This window comes from Pseudomonas sp. 2957, from assembly GCF_031456345.1.
Lineage (GTDB): Bacteria > Pseudomonadota > Gammaproteobacteria > Pseudomonadales > Pseudomonadaceae > Aquipseudomonas > Aquipseudomonas siliginis.
The window spans coordinates 1-15107 of record NZ_JAVDUL010000010.1 but is presented as its reverse complement, the minus strand read 5'-3'; the positions used below and the strand labels follow the sequence as shown (position 1 = coordinate 15107).

Sequence of the window (15107 nt, the reverse complement as noted above, 5' to 3'; positions counted from 1 at the left end):
AAATCGTAAATACACCTCGGTCAGTCCCTCACCCTCTGGGAGAGGGGGCCGATTCCGGTTGTTTTCAAGTCCAGCGTTCGGCTCGATATTGCAGGTGAGCGTAAATCGTAAATACACCTCGGTCAGTTCCCTCTCCCTTTGGGAGAGGGTTAGGGTGAGGGGCTTTTGATCTTCGATGGGGTGGGGTCAGAACGCCACCGACGTCTGTACATAAACCGTCCGCGGCTCACCTACGTACTTGCCCTTGTTGTTGTCATCGAACGAGCGTGTGAAGTACTGCGTGTTGAAGATGTTCTTCACGCCCACCGCCACATTCAAATCCGACAGTTGCGGTCCGAAGTCATACCCGGCGCGGCTGCTGAACAGCATGTAACCGGGGATCTTGCCGGTGCTGCCATCGGCACTTTCCTTCGAGGTGTTGGCGTTGTCGGCAAACTGGTCGCTCTGGAAGCTGCTGTCCAGATTCAGCTTCCATGGCCCTTCGGTATAACCGACGCCAATCGTGCCTTTGTGCTTGGAGGAAAAAGGCACGCGGTTGCCTTTGTTCGGCCCGTCTTCGCGAATGGTCGCATCGACATAGGCATAACTGGCGTAGACATCGAAACCGGCCAGCGCCGGACTCAAGTCATCGAGCGCGTAATTGACGCTGGTCTCGATGCCCTGATGGCGGGTTTCGCCGCGAGCGATCACCGAGTCGTTGGTCTGGTTGCTTTCGTACTGGTTGTCGAAGTTGATCAGGAATGCGCCGATTTCCGCGCGCAGGGCACCGTTGTCATAGCGCGTGCCGAGTTCCCAGGTGCGGGCTTTTTCCGGCTTCACTTCGCCGCTGCTGACCCGGTTGGGCATCTGGCTGTATTGCACGCTGCCGAACGAGCCTTCGGTATTGGCATACAGGTTCCAGCTGTCGGTGAGGTGATAGAGCACGTTCAGCGCCGGCAGCGCGGTGTTGTAGTCGCCCTTGTATTTGACGTTGGTCAGGTTGTTGGTCTGTTGCGACTCGATCATCTCGTAGCGCACGCCCGGGGTGATGGTCCATTTGCCGATGTCGATGCGGTCATCGACGAAGAATGCGTTGGCCTCGGTACCACCGCGAGTGTCACGGTCGTTGCGGCTGCTGGTGGTCGGGTATTCGTTGGCGCTGATCGGCGTGCGATAACGCAGTTCGTGGCCGGCCTCATTGATGTAGCGGTAGCCGACTCCGACTTCGTGGCTGCTCGGACCCAAGTCGAAGCCTTGGGCGAAACGGGTTTCCAGACCACGCACCCAATACTCGCGAGGCGACAGCGAAAGAAACGTGCCCTGATCCAGATAACCGCTGCGCAGGGTTTTGGTGAAGAAGGTGTTGGCGGTGAACTCGCGGCGATCTTGCTGATAGCGATAGCCGAAGTTGAACATCGTCCGGCGCCCCCAGAACTGATCTTTCGGTCGCGTCGACTGATACGGATCGGCATCGTAATCGGCGACATTGAGACCGCCGGGCATGTCGGCCTTGCCCTCGTAATACTGGGCCATGGCGTTGAAGCTGTTGGCGTCGTCGAGCTGGTACTTGCCCTTGAGGATCAGGTCGTCGATCTCGGTATCGCTGTGTTCACGCCAGTCACCACCACGGGTGCCGGAGTACAGCAAGGCGCCACCGAGGCCGTTGGCGTTGGTGCCGCCGGCCAGCAGATTGGCGCTGGTCTTGAAACCGTCGTGGCTCGACGATGGGCTTGTTTCAGTCTGCAAACCTCCCTTGACCGTTGGCTCGTCGGGAATCGCCCGGGTCACGAAGTTGACCACGCCGCCGACGTTCTGCGGGCCGTAACGCACCGCGCCGCCGCCACGCACCACGTCCACGGCATCCATGTTGCCCATGCTGATCGGCGCGAACGAAAGCTGCGGCTGACCATACGGCGCGAACGGCACCGGGATGCCATCCATCAATACTGTCGAGCGTGCGGCCAGGCGTGGATTCAAACCGCGAATGCCGAAATTCAGCGCCATGTCGTGGCTGCCCGTGCCGTTGTTCTCCGGCGCGTTCACACCGGGGATGCGGTTGAGCACATCGCGGGCCTGGGTCGCGCCCTGGCGTTCGAATTCTTCGCGGCGGATCACATCGCGCGCGCCGGGGTGTTCGAAGACGTTGATCTGCGCCGCATCGCCGAGCCAGTCGCCGACTACGGTCGAGGTGCCCAGCTCCAGCGCCGCGTCAGCCAGCGGTTGCAGGCTGAAGGCGTTGTCACCCTCGGCGCGGGCTTGCAGGCCGGTGCCTTCGAGCAAGGCATCGAGGCCTTGTTGCGCGGTGTAATTGCCTTCCAGACCCCGGCTTTGTACGCCGCTGGTGACTTGCGAACCGAAAGAAATCAGTACGCCTGCTTCACGGCCAAACTGGTTGAGCGCGGTTTCCAGCGATGCCGGGGCGATGTGATAAACCTTGGCTTCGGCACCCATCGCGGCGGGCAGGGCGGTGAAACTCAGGCTGGCGCCGAGCAGAAGATTGCGCAGGCTGCGGGCCAGTGGCGTAAGGCGGGTGGGCTGCATGTGGATGATCCTGAGAAGGTGGAATCAAGGGGGCTTTCCTTCTCTGTCACGCCAGATCTGAAAAACGGCTCATTTTTTTTAAAATCAAAAGATCGCAGCTTTCTGTAGGAGCTGCCGATGGCTGCGATCTTTTGATCTTGCTTTTTAAACCCGCGCTTCGACGCTCACCCAATAACGGGTAAAGCGCTTCACTTGCACCGGCAGACTGATCTGCAGCAGGTCGAGAATCCGCTCGCTGTCATCCAGCGGATACGTCCCGGAAATCAGCAGGTCGGCAACCTGACTGTCGCACCGCAGCTGCCCGCGCCGGTAGCGGCCAAGCTCTTCGAGGAAATCGCCGAGGCGCATATGGGCGGCGACCAGCATGCCGTCGGTCCATGCACCGCTGTTGGCGTCCAGCGGTTTGGGGTCGCTGACCGAGCTGGCAGTAAAACTCAACTGCCGCGCGATCGGCAGCAGCAGGGGCGCGCGCTGGTTGGCGACGAGTTCGACTCGTCCCTCAAACAGCGCGATCTGTGTGCGCTCGGCAAACTGCCGCACATTGAGGCGCGCACTTTGGGTTTTCAGCACACCGTGTGCCGTACGTATTTCGAACGGATTTGCAGCGCTCAACAGCATTTCGCCTTCAAGCAGACGAATAGACGGCTGCGTACCATCAACATCAACCGAGCTGGCGGTATTGAGCTGCAACGAATCGGCACCGCCCAAGCCAATCTTGCGCCGCTGGCCGATCGGTGTGCGGTAGTCGGCGAGCAGCGACGGCAACGGCGTGTGCTCGCGCATGCCCCAGGTCGCCGCTGAGCCGGCACCGAGAATCAGCAACATTTTCAGCGCCTGACGGCGGCTGCCGGACTTCGGTCCGTTCAACGCGGCGTGGGCCAACGGCGACGACACGCCGCGCAAGCGCTGGTTGACCCGTTGCATGTGTTCCCACGCTCGGCGGTGTTCGCTGTGTGCATCCAGCCATTGTTGCCAGGCCTGTTGCTGGCGCGAGGTCAGCGTGCCCTGCTGCATTTCCAGCAACCAGTGCACCGCCTGTTCGGCGACTTGCGCGGAGAAATCCGGCGTGCGATTCACAGGGCGAAATAGCAGCGCATGGCCGCTTTGTTCAAATGGCGTTTGACCGTGGCCACCGAGATTCCCAGTTCTGCGGCGATCTGTGGATAAGTCAGACCATCGACCTGAGCGAGCAGGAAGGCGCGTTTGATCTGGCGCGGCAAACCGTCGAGCAGCTCATCGAGTTCGACCAGTGTCTGCAGGATGATCGCTTTGTGCTCTTCCGACGGCGCGAACATTTCCGGCATCTGCGCCAGCGTCTCGAGGTAGGCGCGTTCCACATTCTGGCGTCGGTAATGATTGAACAGCACGCGCTTGGCCAGCGTGGTGAGAAAGGCGCGCGGTTCGATGATCAGCGGTGGTTCGCAGGCGGTCAGCACCTTGATGAACGTGTCCTGAGCCAGATCCGCTGCGCTGTCCGGGCAGCCGAGCTTGCGCCGCAACCAGCCGGTGAGCCAGCTGTGATGAGCATGGTAGAGCGATTCGACGGGATGGGCGGGCGGCAACGAAATGACTCCGGACGCAAAACTTGCGTAGAGAACGTGTATTAGAGAACAAGAACGGTTCGCATTGTAGAGGCTGGCGACAGTGTCCGGCAATCAGATGCTTTTGCGTATGAGAATATTTATCATTAATATTGCTCGCCTGTAGATTCGGCTTGTCGGCCGAACGTTTTTCGTTTCAGGGTCGAAACATGAAAGGCAAACTCGCAACCCTTCCCATGTCCTATCGTCTGGCCGTCACTTCGCGGGTATTGGCGGCGATTTTCGGCGGCTATCTGGTCGCGGCGCTGGCCAGCGTCACCCTGACGTTGTGGCTGCCGCTGAACCGCGCCGAAGCCGTGGTCACCGGCATGACCGTGTCCTTTCTGGTCTATCTGGTCGCGGTGCTCTGGTGCTTTGCCTGCCGCAGCGCGTGGTCGGCGTGGGTCGGCCTGTTGGTGCCGAGCGTGATTCTCGCCACCGTTTCCGGTGCCGCGCGCGGTCTGGGGCTGGCATGAAGGAAGGGTTCCGGCAGGCGATGGCCTGGCTGCACACCTGGGCCGGGCTGGTGTTCGGCTGGCTGCTGTTCGCGATTTTCCTCACGGGAACGCTTGCTTACTTCAAAGACGAAATCAGCCACTGGATGCAGCCGGAAATCGCTGCACATTCGCTTGATAGCGAAGCGAGCCTGGCGCTGGCGCAAGATTATCTGCAACAACACGCCGCCGGTGCCTCGCGCTGGCTGATCGATTTGCCCGATGCCCGCGACCCCGGTCTGACCGTGCGCTGGCAGCAGGCGCCGGGCAAACCCGGCGAGCGCGGCCGCTTCGAATCCCGAACCCTCGATGATCAAACCGGGGTCGAAGTACAGGGCCGCGAAAGCATGGGCGGCGAGTTCTTTTACCGTTTCCACTTCCAGTTGCAGATGCCTTATCCGTGGGGGCGCTGGCTGGCGACTCTCGCTGCGATGTTGATGTTCGTCGCGTTGATCAGCGGCATCATCACCCACAAGAAAATCTTCAAGGACTTCTTCACCTTCCGCCCGCGCAAGGGCCAGCGTTCCTGGCTCGACGGGCATAACGCCGTGGGTGTGCTGGTGCTGCCGTTTCATTTGATGATCACTTACAGCAGCCTGGTGATTTTCATGTCGATGGTCATGCCGGCGAGCATCGTCGCCTCTTACGGCAGCGACGTGCGCAAGTTCTACGACGAAGTCTTTCCCGCCTCGAAGACGCCCGAGCGCGCCGATGTCGCCGCGCGGCTGACCGCCATGGCGCCGCTACTGGCCAAGGCCAGCGAGCAGTGGTCGGGCGGCCATACCGCGCGCCTGTCGGTAAGCAACCCGGGCGATGCCAGCGCCACGGTGGTGCTGTCCCGCGCGGGCGATCGGGTGGTGCATGATTTCGGCCGGGCGGTGACCTTCAACGGCGTCACCGGGCAGCTTCTGAGCAGCACCCCCGATCAACCCATAGCGATGGCGGTGGGTGGCGCGTTCTACGGTTTGCACATGGGCCATTTCGCCGGGCCGCTGTTGCGCTGGCTGTATTTCATCTGCGGACTGGCTGGCACGGCAATGATCGGCACCGGGCTGGTGATCTGGCTCGGCAAGCGGCAGCTCAAGCACATGAAAAGCGCGGCGCTGCCGTTCGAACTGCGCCTGGTCGAGGTGCTGAATACCGCCAGCATGGCCGGCCTGGTGTCGGCGGTGGCGGTGTTCTTTTTGGCCAATCGACTGTTGCCGGTGAGTCTGGCGGGGCGGGCCGATTGGGAAGTGAATGCGTTCTTCATAGCCTGGGGCCTGAGCGTGGTGCACGCGGTGTTGCGTCCGGGACGCAAGGCCTGGATCGAACAGCTGACGCTCGGCGCTGCGCTGTTTATCGCGGTGCCGCTGATCAATGCGCTGACCACACCGTGGAATCTTGGCGCGACCCTGATGCAGCGCGACTGGGCACTGGCCGGATTTGATCTGACGTGTCTGGCGACGGGGCTTTTTCTCGGCTGGGCTGCGCGCAAGATGCAGCGTACGGGCGACCGCGTCAGCTTTCGCAAAGCAAGTCCTTCGCCTCGGTCGATCACTGTCGAACAGGGGGCCAACTGATGCTGCTGGTCCTGTTGCTTACCTACGCCGGCTTCACCGCGTTGTGCCTGTCGATGCCACGTCATCATGCCGAACTGCTCGGCGCCAAACCGTCGACGCGCCGCCGTCAGGGTCTGGCGCTGGCGGGATGGCTGTTGCTGGCGCTTTCGCTGTGGGCGGCGGTCGCGGTCAATGGCTGGAGTTTCGGTCTGGTCGACTGGTTCGCGGTGCTGATGCTCAGCGCTTTGGCATTGGTGCTGTTGCTGCCGTATCGCCCGCGTCTGGCCATGGCACTGGCCGGGTTGAGCCTGCTGGCGAGCCCGGTCGCCGCCTGGGCGCAGTGCTGAAGTGCTGATCGGTCTGCCGCCGGAATCGCGTGACGATGAAGCGCGTGGCGCGCGTGCGCATTTTCTTCAGGTGTTTCTGTCCCAGCGTGCGCAAATGGAAGCACTGGTGAACCGCCGCGTCGGTTGTCGGGCGACGGCGGCGGATCTGGTCCAGGATCTGTTTTTGCGCTTCTGGCGGCGGCCGCTGGTGCAGGTCGAAGAACTCAGCACCTATCTGCTGCGCTGCGCCGGCAACATCGCCATCGATCATTTACGCAGCGAAGGCACGCGCACGCGGGTCAACGAAGGCTGGCAGCCGGACGAACCCGACAGCCACGGCAGTGAGCCTCAGGCCGCGCTGGAAGCGGGCAACGATCTGCGCCATGTCGAAGCCGCGTTGCGCGCCTTGCCCGAGCGTACCCGGCAGATCTTTCTGCTCAATCGCATTCACGGGCGCAAGTACGCCGACATCGCCAAGGCCATGGGCCTGTCCCAAAGTGCCGTGGAAAAACATATGATGCGCGCCCTCGAGGCCTGCAAGGCCAGCCTGCGCGACCCCGCGCCACGCCTGCCAGGGAAAGCACCGTGAAGCCATCCGATCCGATCACACCGACGCCGGCCCAGGAGCAGGCCGCGCTGGCCTGGCTGAGCCTGTTGCACGACCGCCCGAGCACTGGCGATCAACTCACCTTCAGCCAATGGCTGCGCGCCGATCCGGCCCATGCCGAAGCGTATGCGCAGGCGCAGGTGATCTGGGAACTCAGCGAAAGCCCCGCGCGCACGCTGGCCGATGAAGATGCGTTCGCGCTGCAAGGTTATCTGCAGGCGATGCACGCCCCGCGTCGTTCGCCGATGTTGCGTTGGTCTGGAGCGCTGGCGCTGGCCGCGTGTCTGCTGCTGATGGTCAGCCTCGGCACCGGGTGGCAGGCGCAGCGCTGGCTCGACGATCTGCGCGCTGATCATGTCTCGGCACCTGGGGAAATCCGCACGGTGACTCTGGCCGATCAGTCGCAAGTGACACTGGATGCCGACAGTGCGATTGCTGTGGATTTCAGTCACGGTCAGCGCCGCGTGAAATTGATCAGAGGTGCTGCTTTCTTCAGCGTCACCCACACCGGCGACCCTTTTGTGGTGGCGGCGGAGCAGGGCGAGGCGCGGGTGCTCGGCACCCAGTTCGAAGTACGTCGGCAACCTCACGGCGCACAAGTGACGGTATTGTCCGGGCGTGTCGCGGTGACGGCGGATGAGCATGGCCAACAACAGATTCTCACGGCCGGCCAGCAAGTTGCCTACGCCGACGGCACTGCGGAAAAACTGCATCCCGTGGACAGTGAAGCGCAACTGGCCTGGCGTCAGGGTTGGCTGACCTACTACAAGACCACGCTGGCCGATGTCGTCGAGGATCTGCGCCGCTATTACCCGGGGCGAATTGTGCTGCTCAACGATGAGCTGGCGGCGCGCAAGGTCAGCGGCAGTTTCCCGAGCAAGGATCCGCAGGCGGTGCTCAATTCGCTGCAAGGGGTGTTGGGGTTTGAGCAGCATCGGGTGTTGGGGCAACTGATTATTTTGCGCTGAGGCAGCCGGCCTCTTCGCGAGCAGGCTCGCTCCCACAGGGTAGGCATTTCAAAGGTGGGAGCGAGCCTGCTCGCGAAGGCGTCAGCCCAGGCAACAAATCCCCCGCAAAATATTTTCAAATTAAAGGTGAGGTAACCCCGAGCCCCATCCGTGTAGTGACTGAAACTGCGAGCCATTCGCATCCGTTGCGGTTCTACACAGGTCATTGAGCAATGAAGTCCAGGGCAAAATCCGGTTCGGTCAAACAGTGGTTGGGCATGTCGGCGTTGAGTTTTTCCGCGTTGGCATTGCTGCCGATGAGTATCGCGCTGGCGGCAGAAGCTGTGAGCAATCAGGCGCAACAGCAATTCAATTTTGCCCTCGCCGCGAAACCGTTGCCGCAAGCCCTGAGCGACTTCAGCCGCGTGACCGGGCAAAGCGTGGTCTACACCGATGAAGCGCCGTACGGCCTCAATGCTCCGGCAGTCAACGGCCAGATGAGCGCCGAACAGGCTCTGCAACGCCTGCTCGGCAATTCCGGCCTGAGCTTTCGCCGCACCGACAGTCATACCCTGGCGCTGGAGCCGTTGCCGACCGAAGGGGCGCTCAATCTCGGCGCCACCACCATCACGTCCACGCGCGACGAATCGATGAGCTATCAGCCGCCGGAAACCAGTTCGGTGATGCGCTCATCGGCGTCGCTGCAAGAAATTCCACAGACGGTCAATGTCATCCCGGCGCAGGTCATTCGCGATCAGGCGCCGCGCAATCTCGATGACGCGCTGGCCAATGTCAGCGGCATCACCCAGGGCAACACTTTGGGCAGTACGCAGGACTCGGTGATGACTCGCGGCTTCGGCGACAACCGCAACGGCTCGATCATGCGCGACGGCATGCCGCTGGTGCAGGGCCGTGGCATGAACGCGACCGTGGATCGCGTCGAAGTGCTCAAAGGCCCGGCCTCGTTGCTCTACGGGATTCAGGATCCGGGTGGCGTGGTCAACCTGGTCAGCAAGAAGCCGGAACTGACCCAGTACAATGCCGTGACCGTGCGCGGTTCGACCTACGGTGACGGCAAGAACGGTAGCGGTGGCGCCTTCGACAGCACCGGTGCGCTGGGCGATTCCGGCTTCGCCTATCGCATGGTCGTCGATCACGAAGACGAAGATTACTGGCGCAACTTCGGCACCCACCGCGAGACGCTGATCGCACCGTCGCTGGCCTGGTACGGCGAGCGCACCAAGCTGTTGTTCGCCTACGAGCACCGCGAGTTTCTCACCCCCTTCGACCGTGGCACGCTGATCGATCCGCGCACCAACCATCCGCTGGATATCTCGCGCAAGCAGCGTCTCGACGAGCCGTTCAACGACATGGAAGGGCGCTCGGACCTCTACCATTTCGAAGCCGACCACGAACTCAACGACGACTGGAAAGCCCACTTCGGCTACAGCTGGAACCGCGAAACCTACGACGCCAGCCAAGTGCGCGTGACGGCGATCGACACCAACAAAGGCACACTGACGCGGAGCATGGACGGCACGCAAAACGCGATCAGCACCGATCGTTTCACCACCGCCAGCCTCGAAGGCAAAGTGAATGTGCTGGGCATGCAGCATGATCTGGTGTTCGGCGTCGATGACGAGTACCGCAAGATCTACCGCGAAGATCTGATCCGGCAGAAAAGCCTGACCACCTTCAGCTATCTCAACCCGGTGTATGGTCGCGAAGTGATGGGCACTACGGTGAGTGCGCCCGACAGTGCGCAGACCGATAAGCTGCGCAGCGATTCGCTGTTCCTGCAGGATTCGATTCACCTCAACGAGCAGTGGATTCTGGTCGCCGGCGGACGTTTTCAGGAGTACGACCAGTACGCCGGCAAAGGCGTGCCGTTCAAGGCCAATACCGACAGCAATGGCCAGAAGTGGGTACCGCGCGCCGGTCTTGTGTATCGCTACACCGACGCCTTATCGTTCTACGGCAGTTACACTGAATCGTTCAAACCCAACTCGACCATCGCCCCGCTGAGCGGCAGCAGTACCGTGCTCGACGGCAGCATCGCGCCGGAAGAAGCCAAGTCGTGGGAGCTGGGTGCGCGACTGGATATGCCGGGCAGCATCACCGGCAATATCGCGTTGTTCGACATCAAGAAACGCAACGTACTGGTGGCCAACTCCGAAGGTCCGACGACGATCTACAGCGCCGCTGGCGAGGTGCGTTCCCGTGGGTTGGAAGTCGACCTGAGCGGGCAACTCAGCGAGCACTGGAACCTCATCGGCAGCTATGCCTACACCGATGCCGAAGTCACCGAAGACCCGGAATACAAAGGCAAGCGCCTGCAAAACGTAGCGAAGAATTCCGGCTCGCTGTCGGCGGTGTATGACTTCGGCAATGTGTTTGGCGGCGATCAGTTGCGTGTCGGGGCGGGCGCGCGGTACGTCGGCGAGCGTGCCGGCAACGCGGTGAATGATTTTGACCTGCCGAGCTATACCGTGGCGGATGCGTTTGCCACTTACGACACCACGGTTGAGGGGCAGAAGGTCAAGTTTCAGTTGAACGTGAAGAACCTGTTCGACCGCACTTATTACACCTCTTCGGCGAGCCGCTTCTTTGTGTCGATGGGGGATTCGCGGCAGGTTTCGCTTTCCAGCACGCTGGAGTTTTGAGGCAAGATCAAAAGCCCCTCACCCTAGCCCTCTCCCGGAGGGAGAGGGGACTGACCGTGGGATATTCCAGAGGTACACCGACTTGAACGTGTTGCTTTGAATCCATAATCGATTCGGTGTTTCAGGTCGACGTACAGTGCAAGACAACTCGGTCAGCCCCCTCTCCCTCTGGGAGAGGGGGCTGACCGTGGGATATTCCAGAGGTACACCGACTTGAATGTGTTGCTTTGAATCCATAATCGATTCGGTGTTTCAGGTCGACGTACAGTGCAAGACAACTCGGTAGGCCCCCTCTCCCTCTGGGAGAGGGGGCTGACCGTGGGATATTCCAGAGGTACACCGACTTGAATGTGTTGCTTTGAATCCATAATCGATTCGGTGTTTCAGGTCGACGTACAGTGCAAGACAACTCGGTCGGCCCCCTCTCCCTCTGGGAGAGGGCTGGGGTGAGGGGAAAAGGGCTCAACGCAAAAACGCCTGCCGATACTCGCCCGGCGTCCCACCCAAAACCTGCCTGAACCGATTAGTAAAATGACTCGCACTGGCAAACCCGCACGCCAGCGCAATCTCCCCCAAGGGCAGCGCCGTGCCGCGCAACAATTCCCGCGCCCGGCTCAAGCGCCGCGCCAGCACATATTGATGCGGCGGCAGGCCGAAGCTCAGGCGAAACATCCGCGCAAAGTGATATTCCGATAGTGCACACAGCCCGGCCAGTTGCCCGAGGCTGATGGCTTCACTCAACTGGTTGTCGATGAACTCCACCAGTTGTCGGCGCTGATGTGGCGCCAGTCCGCCCTTCAAGCGCAAGCCCTGTCGCGCACCCACCTGGCTGAGCAAGGTGTGGCTGATCAATTCATGGGCGAGGCTGCTGGTCAGCAAGCGCTCGGCCGGCTCTTGCCAGTTCAGGTTCAGCAACTGCCGAAAGCGCTGCGCCTGCTGCGGATCTTCAAGAAAAGTCTGTTCGCGTAACTGCATCTCGCGCGGCTCCCGATCGAGCAAAGTCACGCAACCGAGGGCGAATTGTTCGGCGCTGAAATACAGGTGCGCCAGACGAATATCGCCATTGATTACCCAGCCCGATTCATGCTCGGCCGGCAGGATGCACAGCTTGTCCGGCCCGCCCTTGCGGCCCGGCTGGCCACGACGGAATGTGCCGGTGCCGCCGGCGACGTAGCAGGACAGCGTGTGATGACTTGGCGCTTCGTATTCCTGGGCATCGTGGTGGTTGGTCCACAAAGCCGCAGACATGCCGTCACCGAGCTCGGCGCTGTGCACAAGGCGTGCATTCGGCGAGCGGTTGAGGGCTTGAAAGACTTGCAGGGTATCGATAGCGGCCATGTTCGGTTCTCTCCAACGCTTTGCATCCTACTCCGTAGACGCCGCGCTGCCAGCCTGCCGCCAGACAAAAGCGCAAGATTGTGCAAGCGCCGAAGGCTGCCCGAGGCAGACACTCAAGGCCTGTTTAAGGAGTGTTGGCCATGAACCTGTCGTTGTACTTGCTGACCGTACTGATCTGGGGCACCACCTGGATTGCCTTGAAATGGCAATTGGGCGTGGTCGAAATTCCGGTGTCGATTGTCTATCGCTTCGGCCTGGCTGCGCTGGTGTTGTTTGCCCTCTTGCTGCTCAGCCGGCGTCTGCAACCGATGAACCGCCGTGGGCATTTGATTTGTGTGGCTCAAGGGTTATGTCTGTTCTGCGTGAACTTCATGTGTTTTCTGACCGCCAGTCAGTGGATTCCCAGCGGTCTGGTGGCGGTGGTGTTTTCTACGGCGACGTTGTGGAACGCGCTGAATGCGCGGGTGTTTTTCGGCCAGCGCATTGCGCGCAATGTGTTGATGGGCGGTGCGCTGGGGCTGTTCGGTCTGGGGCTGTTGTTCTGGCCGGAACTGGCCGGGCATCAGGCCAGTCCGCAAACCCTGCTGGGGCTGGGTCTGGCGTTGTGTGGCACCTTGTGTTTTTCAGCGGGGAATATGCTTTCGAGCCTGCAACAGAAGGCCGGCCTCAGACCGCTGACCACCAACGCCTGGGGCATGGCCTACGGCGCGGCGATGCTGACGGTGTGGTGTCTGTTCAACGGCATACCCTTCACCATGGACTGGTCGCCGCGATATGTCGGTGCGCTGTTGTATCTGGTGATCCCCGGCTCGGTGATCGGCTTCACCGCGTACCTGACGCTGGTCGGGCGCATGGGCCCGGAGCGGGCGGCTTACTGCACGGTGCTGTTCCCGGTGGTGGCCCTGAACGTGTCGGCGTTTGCCGAAGGTTATCAATGGACCGCACCGGCGCTGGTCGGGCTGGTGTTGGTGATGTTGGGCAACGTGCTGGTGTTTCGTAAACCGAAAGTGCAGTTGTCTGCGGCTCAAGGGAAGTTGGCTTGATAAAACGAGCGCTGATACTCAGCGCTCAACTTTTAAAGTGATGTAGATCATTACCGGGAAGATGAAGTCGACAATATGCCTTGCCCAGTCCTTGGCATTCCAGGATTGCGAAGTGTCCATGTCGAACCATTCGACACCTACAGTTTGCAGACACACGTAATAAATGAAGATGGCAACCAATATGCCCATGATCGAAAATCTCTTGGCTTCATGAAATGCCGCTGGCGAGGCATCGATGTAGCGATACAACTGGTAAGTACCGATCAGGCAAAGCACGGTATAGGTGACTTCCATAGTGATGATGAACCAGTAGATCCGGTGATGGATCATCGGCGAATCGATCGCGCGGTACATGATGTTTTCGCTGGCGTTGGTGGTGTCCATGCTCAGGATATGTGCAACGTAAGTGTAGTTGGACTCATAGTCAGTGAAGTTATGGATCATCACCAGCAGGCCAAAGAAACTTATATAAGCCATCAAGATGACTTTGCTGTAACGAATGAGTTTGTCGGTGGTCAGGGTGTTCACGAGGTTGGCTCTCCATGGCAATTAATCAATAAGTTGATAAGTTGCGAGAGCTTATATTGCTGTTACTTGGTCTGGCGTTTTTGTTCGGTTGCAAGTTATGTAAGGTGAAGGCCGGCATAATGTTGCGCCGGCCCTTTTTTCAGCCGCGCCAGACTTGCGGGTTGACCAGATCCTGCGGCCGTTCGCCGAGCAGGGCGCTGCGCAGGTTGGCCAGGGCGCGGTTGGCCATGGCTTCGCGGGTCTCGGTGGTGGCCGAGCCGATGTGCGGCAGGGTCACGGCGTTTTTCAACTGGAACAGCGGCGATTCGGCCAGCGGTTCTTTTTCGTAGACGTCCAGCCCGGCGCCGCGGATGCGATTGTTTTGCAGGGCTTCGATCAGTGCCGGTTCGTCGACCACCGGGCCGCGCGAGATGTTGACCAGGATCGCGCTCGGCTTCATCAGCGCCAGTTCGCGATGGCTGATCAGGTGGCGAGTCTTGTCGCTCAACGGCACTACCAGGCAGACGAAATCGGCTTCGGCCAGCAGCTCATCCAAGCTGCGGAACTGCGCGCCGAGTTCCTCTTCCAGTTCGGTCTTGCGGCTGTTGCCGCTGTAGATGATCGGCATGTTGAAGCCGAAGCGTCCGCGCCGGGCGACAGCGGCGCCGATGTTGCCCATGCCGACGATGCCGAGGGTCTTGCCGTGCACATCACTACCAAACAGCGGGGCGCCGACGCTGGCCTGCCATTGCCCGGCCTTGGTCCAGGCGTCGAGTTCGGCGACGCGGCGGGCGCTGCTCATGATCAGGGCGAAGGCGAGGTCGGCGGTGCTTTCGGTGAGCACGTCGGGGGTGTTGGTGAGCATGATCCCGCGTTCGTTGAAGTAGTCGAGGTCGTAGTTGTCGTAGCCGACCGAGACGCTCGAGACCACTTCGAGTTTTGTTGCGCTTTGCAGTTGTGCGCGGCCGAGTTTGCGGCCGACGCCGATGAGGCCGTGGGCGTGGGGCAGGGCTTCGTTGAACTGGGCGTTGATGTCACCGGTCTTGGGGTTGGGGACGATGACGTCGAATTCTTCTTGCAGGCGTTCGATCATGGGCGGGGTGATGCGGCTGAAGGCCAGGACTGTTTTTTTCATTGGGCTTGGGCTCGTCGGGGCTTGATTGCAAGCACGCTAACATTTTCTCGCTCGGGTTGTCTTGGCGGCCTCTGGGCCGGCGATGCCTTGGGTTTGTCTGGTGTGAATATCCGAAGGTTTCGGGGCGGCGGCTGGCGGTTTCGCCTGACGGCGACTTACTTTTTTACAAGCGCCTAAAAAAGTAAGCAAAAAACGCTAGCTCCTGCGTTCGGCCCTCGCAGGCTCGGGTTCCTTCGCTGCGGGATCGATCCGGGCGCAGCGGCTCCGGTTTGCTTCGCTGCACCTACACTCGCTGTGTACGACTGCGTCGTACGGTCGCTGCGCTCCCACGCCCGGATCAATCCCTCCACTCAGCCTTCCGACGTCGCCGGTGGATCAAGATCAAAAGCACTCGAGCTTGCGCTCA

The 15107-nt window shown here is 60.8% G+C and carries 13 protein-coding genes; 7 read left to right on the top strand and 6 right to left on the bottom strand.

Annotation, left to right across the window (positions count from 1 at the left end):
- Nucleotides 1-186: 186 nt before the first annotated feature.
- The 3 genes from fecA to J2Y39_RS26350 all read right to left on the bottom strand — a co-directional run bounded on the left by fecA (nucleotide 187) and on the right by J2Y39_RS26350 (nucleotide 4082).
- The gene (fecA, locus tag J2Y39_RS26360) at nucleotides 187-2520 is read right to left on the bottom strand and encodes a TonB-dependent Fe(3+) dicitrate receptor FecA (RefSeq protein ID WP_150636161.1); all 2334 of its coding nucleotides are present in this window, start codon (nucleotides 2518-2520) and stop codon (nucleotides 187-189) included.
- A 144-nt stretch (nucleotides 2521-2664) separates the two neighbouring features.
- A complete protein-coding gene (locus J2Y39_RS26355) occupies nucleotides 2665-3597 on the bottom strand; it encodes a DUF4880 domain-containing protein (protein WP_310220499.1) in 933 nt (310 codons plus the stop codon).
- The gene (locus tag J2Y39_RS26350) at nucleotides 3594-4082 is read right to left on the bottom strand and encodes a sigma-70 family RNA polymerase sigma factor (RefSeq protein ID WP_310220497.1); all 489 of its coding nucleotides are present in this window, start codon (nucleotides 4080-4082) and stop codon (nucleotides 3594-3596) included. Before J2Y39_RS26350 ends, J2Y39_RS26355 begins: the two co-directional genes overlap by 4 nt.
- Nucleotides 4083-4270: 188 nt before the next feature.
- Between J2Y39_RS26350 and J2Y39_RS26345 the strand changes: the two genes are divergently transcribed.
- The 6 genes from J2Y39_RS26345 (at nucleotide 4271) to J2Y39_RS26320 (ending at nucleotide 10678) form a co-directional block, all read left to right on the top strand.
- Complete coding sequence (locus tag J2Y39_RS26345) at nucleotides 4271-4576, top strand: DUF3649 domain-containing protein (RefSeq protein WP_041479671.1); 306 nt, start codon at nucleotides 4271-4273, stop codon at nucleotides 4574-4576.
- A complete protein-coding gene (locus J2Y39_RS26340; protein ID WP_310220495.1) occupies nucleotides 4573-6156 on the top strand; it encodes a PepSY-associated TM helix domain-containing protein in 1584 nt (527 codons plus the stop codon). Before J2Y39_RS26345 ends, J2Y39_RS26340 begins: the two co-directional genes overlap by 4 nt.
- The gene (locus J2Y39_RS26335) at nucleotides 6156-6482 is read left to right on the top strand and encodes a DUF3325 domain-containing protein (protein ID WP_310220493.1); all 327 of its coding nucleotides are present in this window, start codon (nucleotides 6156-6158) and stop codon (nucleotides 6480-6482) included. The genes J2Y39_RS26340 and J2Y39_RS26335 overlap by 1 nt, the downstream gene beginning before the upstream one ends.
- A gap of 1 nt (nucleotide 6483) precedes the next feature.
- A complete protein-coding gene (locus J2Y39_RS26330) occupies nucleotides 6484-7050 on the top strand; it encodes an RNA polymerase sigma factor (RefSeq protein WP_071174434.1) in 567 nt (188 codons plus the stop codon).
- The gene (locus J2Y39_RS26325) at nucleotides 7047-8036 is read left to right on the top strand and encodes a FecR family protein (protein WP_310220490.1); all 990 of its coding nucleotides are present in this window, start codon (nucleotides 7047-7049) and stop codon (nucleotides 8034-8036) included. The genes J2Y39_RS26330 and J2Y39_RS26325 overlap by 4 nt, the downstream gene beginning before the upstream one ends.
- Before the next feature lie 212 nt (nucleotides 8037-8248).
- Nucleotides 8249-10678 carry a TonB-dependent receptor gene (locus J2Y39_RS26320; RefSeq protein WP_305382249.1) on the top strand — a complete coding sequence of 810 codons (2430 nt, stop codon included), beginning with the start codon at nucleotides 8249-8251 and terminating at the stop codon, nucleotides 10676-10678.
- Nucleotides 10679-11140: 462 nt separating this feature from the next.
- Here the strand turns inward: J2Y39_RS26320 and J2Y39_RS26315 are convergent, their stop codons facing one another.
- A complete protein-coding gene (locus J2Y39_RS26315; protein WP_252877475.1) occupies nucleotides 11141-12016 on the bottom strand; it encodes a helix-turn-helix domain-containing protein in 876 nt (291 codons plus the stop codon).
- 140 nt (nucleotides 12017-12156) lie between these two features.
- Between J2Y39_RS26315 and J2Y39_RS26310 the strand changes: the two genes are divergently transcribed.
- On the top strand, nucleotides 12157-13059 hold the full coding sequence (locus J2Y39_RS26310; protein ID WP_310220487.1) for a DMT family transporter: 903 nt from the start codon (nucleotides 12157-12159) through the stop codon (nucleotides 13057-13059).
- Between the two features lie 18 nt (nucleotides 13060-13077).
- Here J2Y39_RS26310 and J2Y39_RS26305 read toward each other — a convergent pair whose 3' ends face one another.
- On the bottom strand, nucleotides 13078-13587 hold the full coding sequence (locus J2Y39_RS26305) for a DUF2165 domain-containing protein (protein ID WP_110646394.1): 510 nt from the start codon (nucleotides 13585-13587) through the stop codon (nucleotides 13078-13080).
- A gap of 139 nt (nucleotides 13588-13726) precedes the next feature.
- On the bottom strand, nucleotides 13727-14701 hold the full coding sequence (locus tag J2Y39_RS26300) for a D-glycerate dehydrogenase (RefSeq protein WP_056783028.1): 975 nt from the start codon (nucleotides 14699-14701) through the stop codon (nucleotides 13727-13729).
- Nucleotides 14702-15107: the final 406 nt, after the last annotated feature.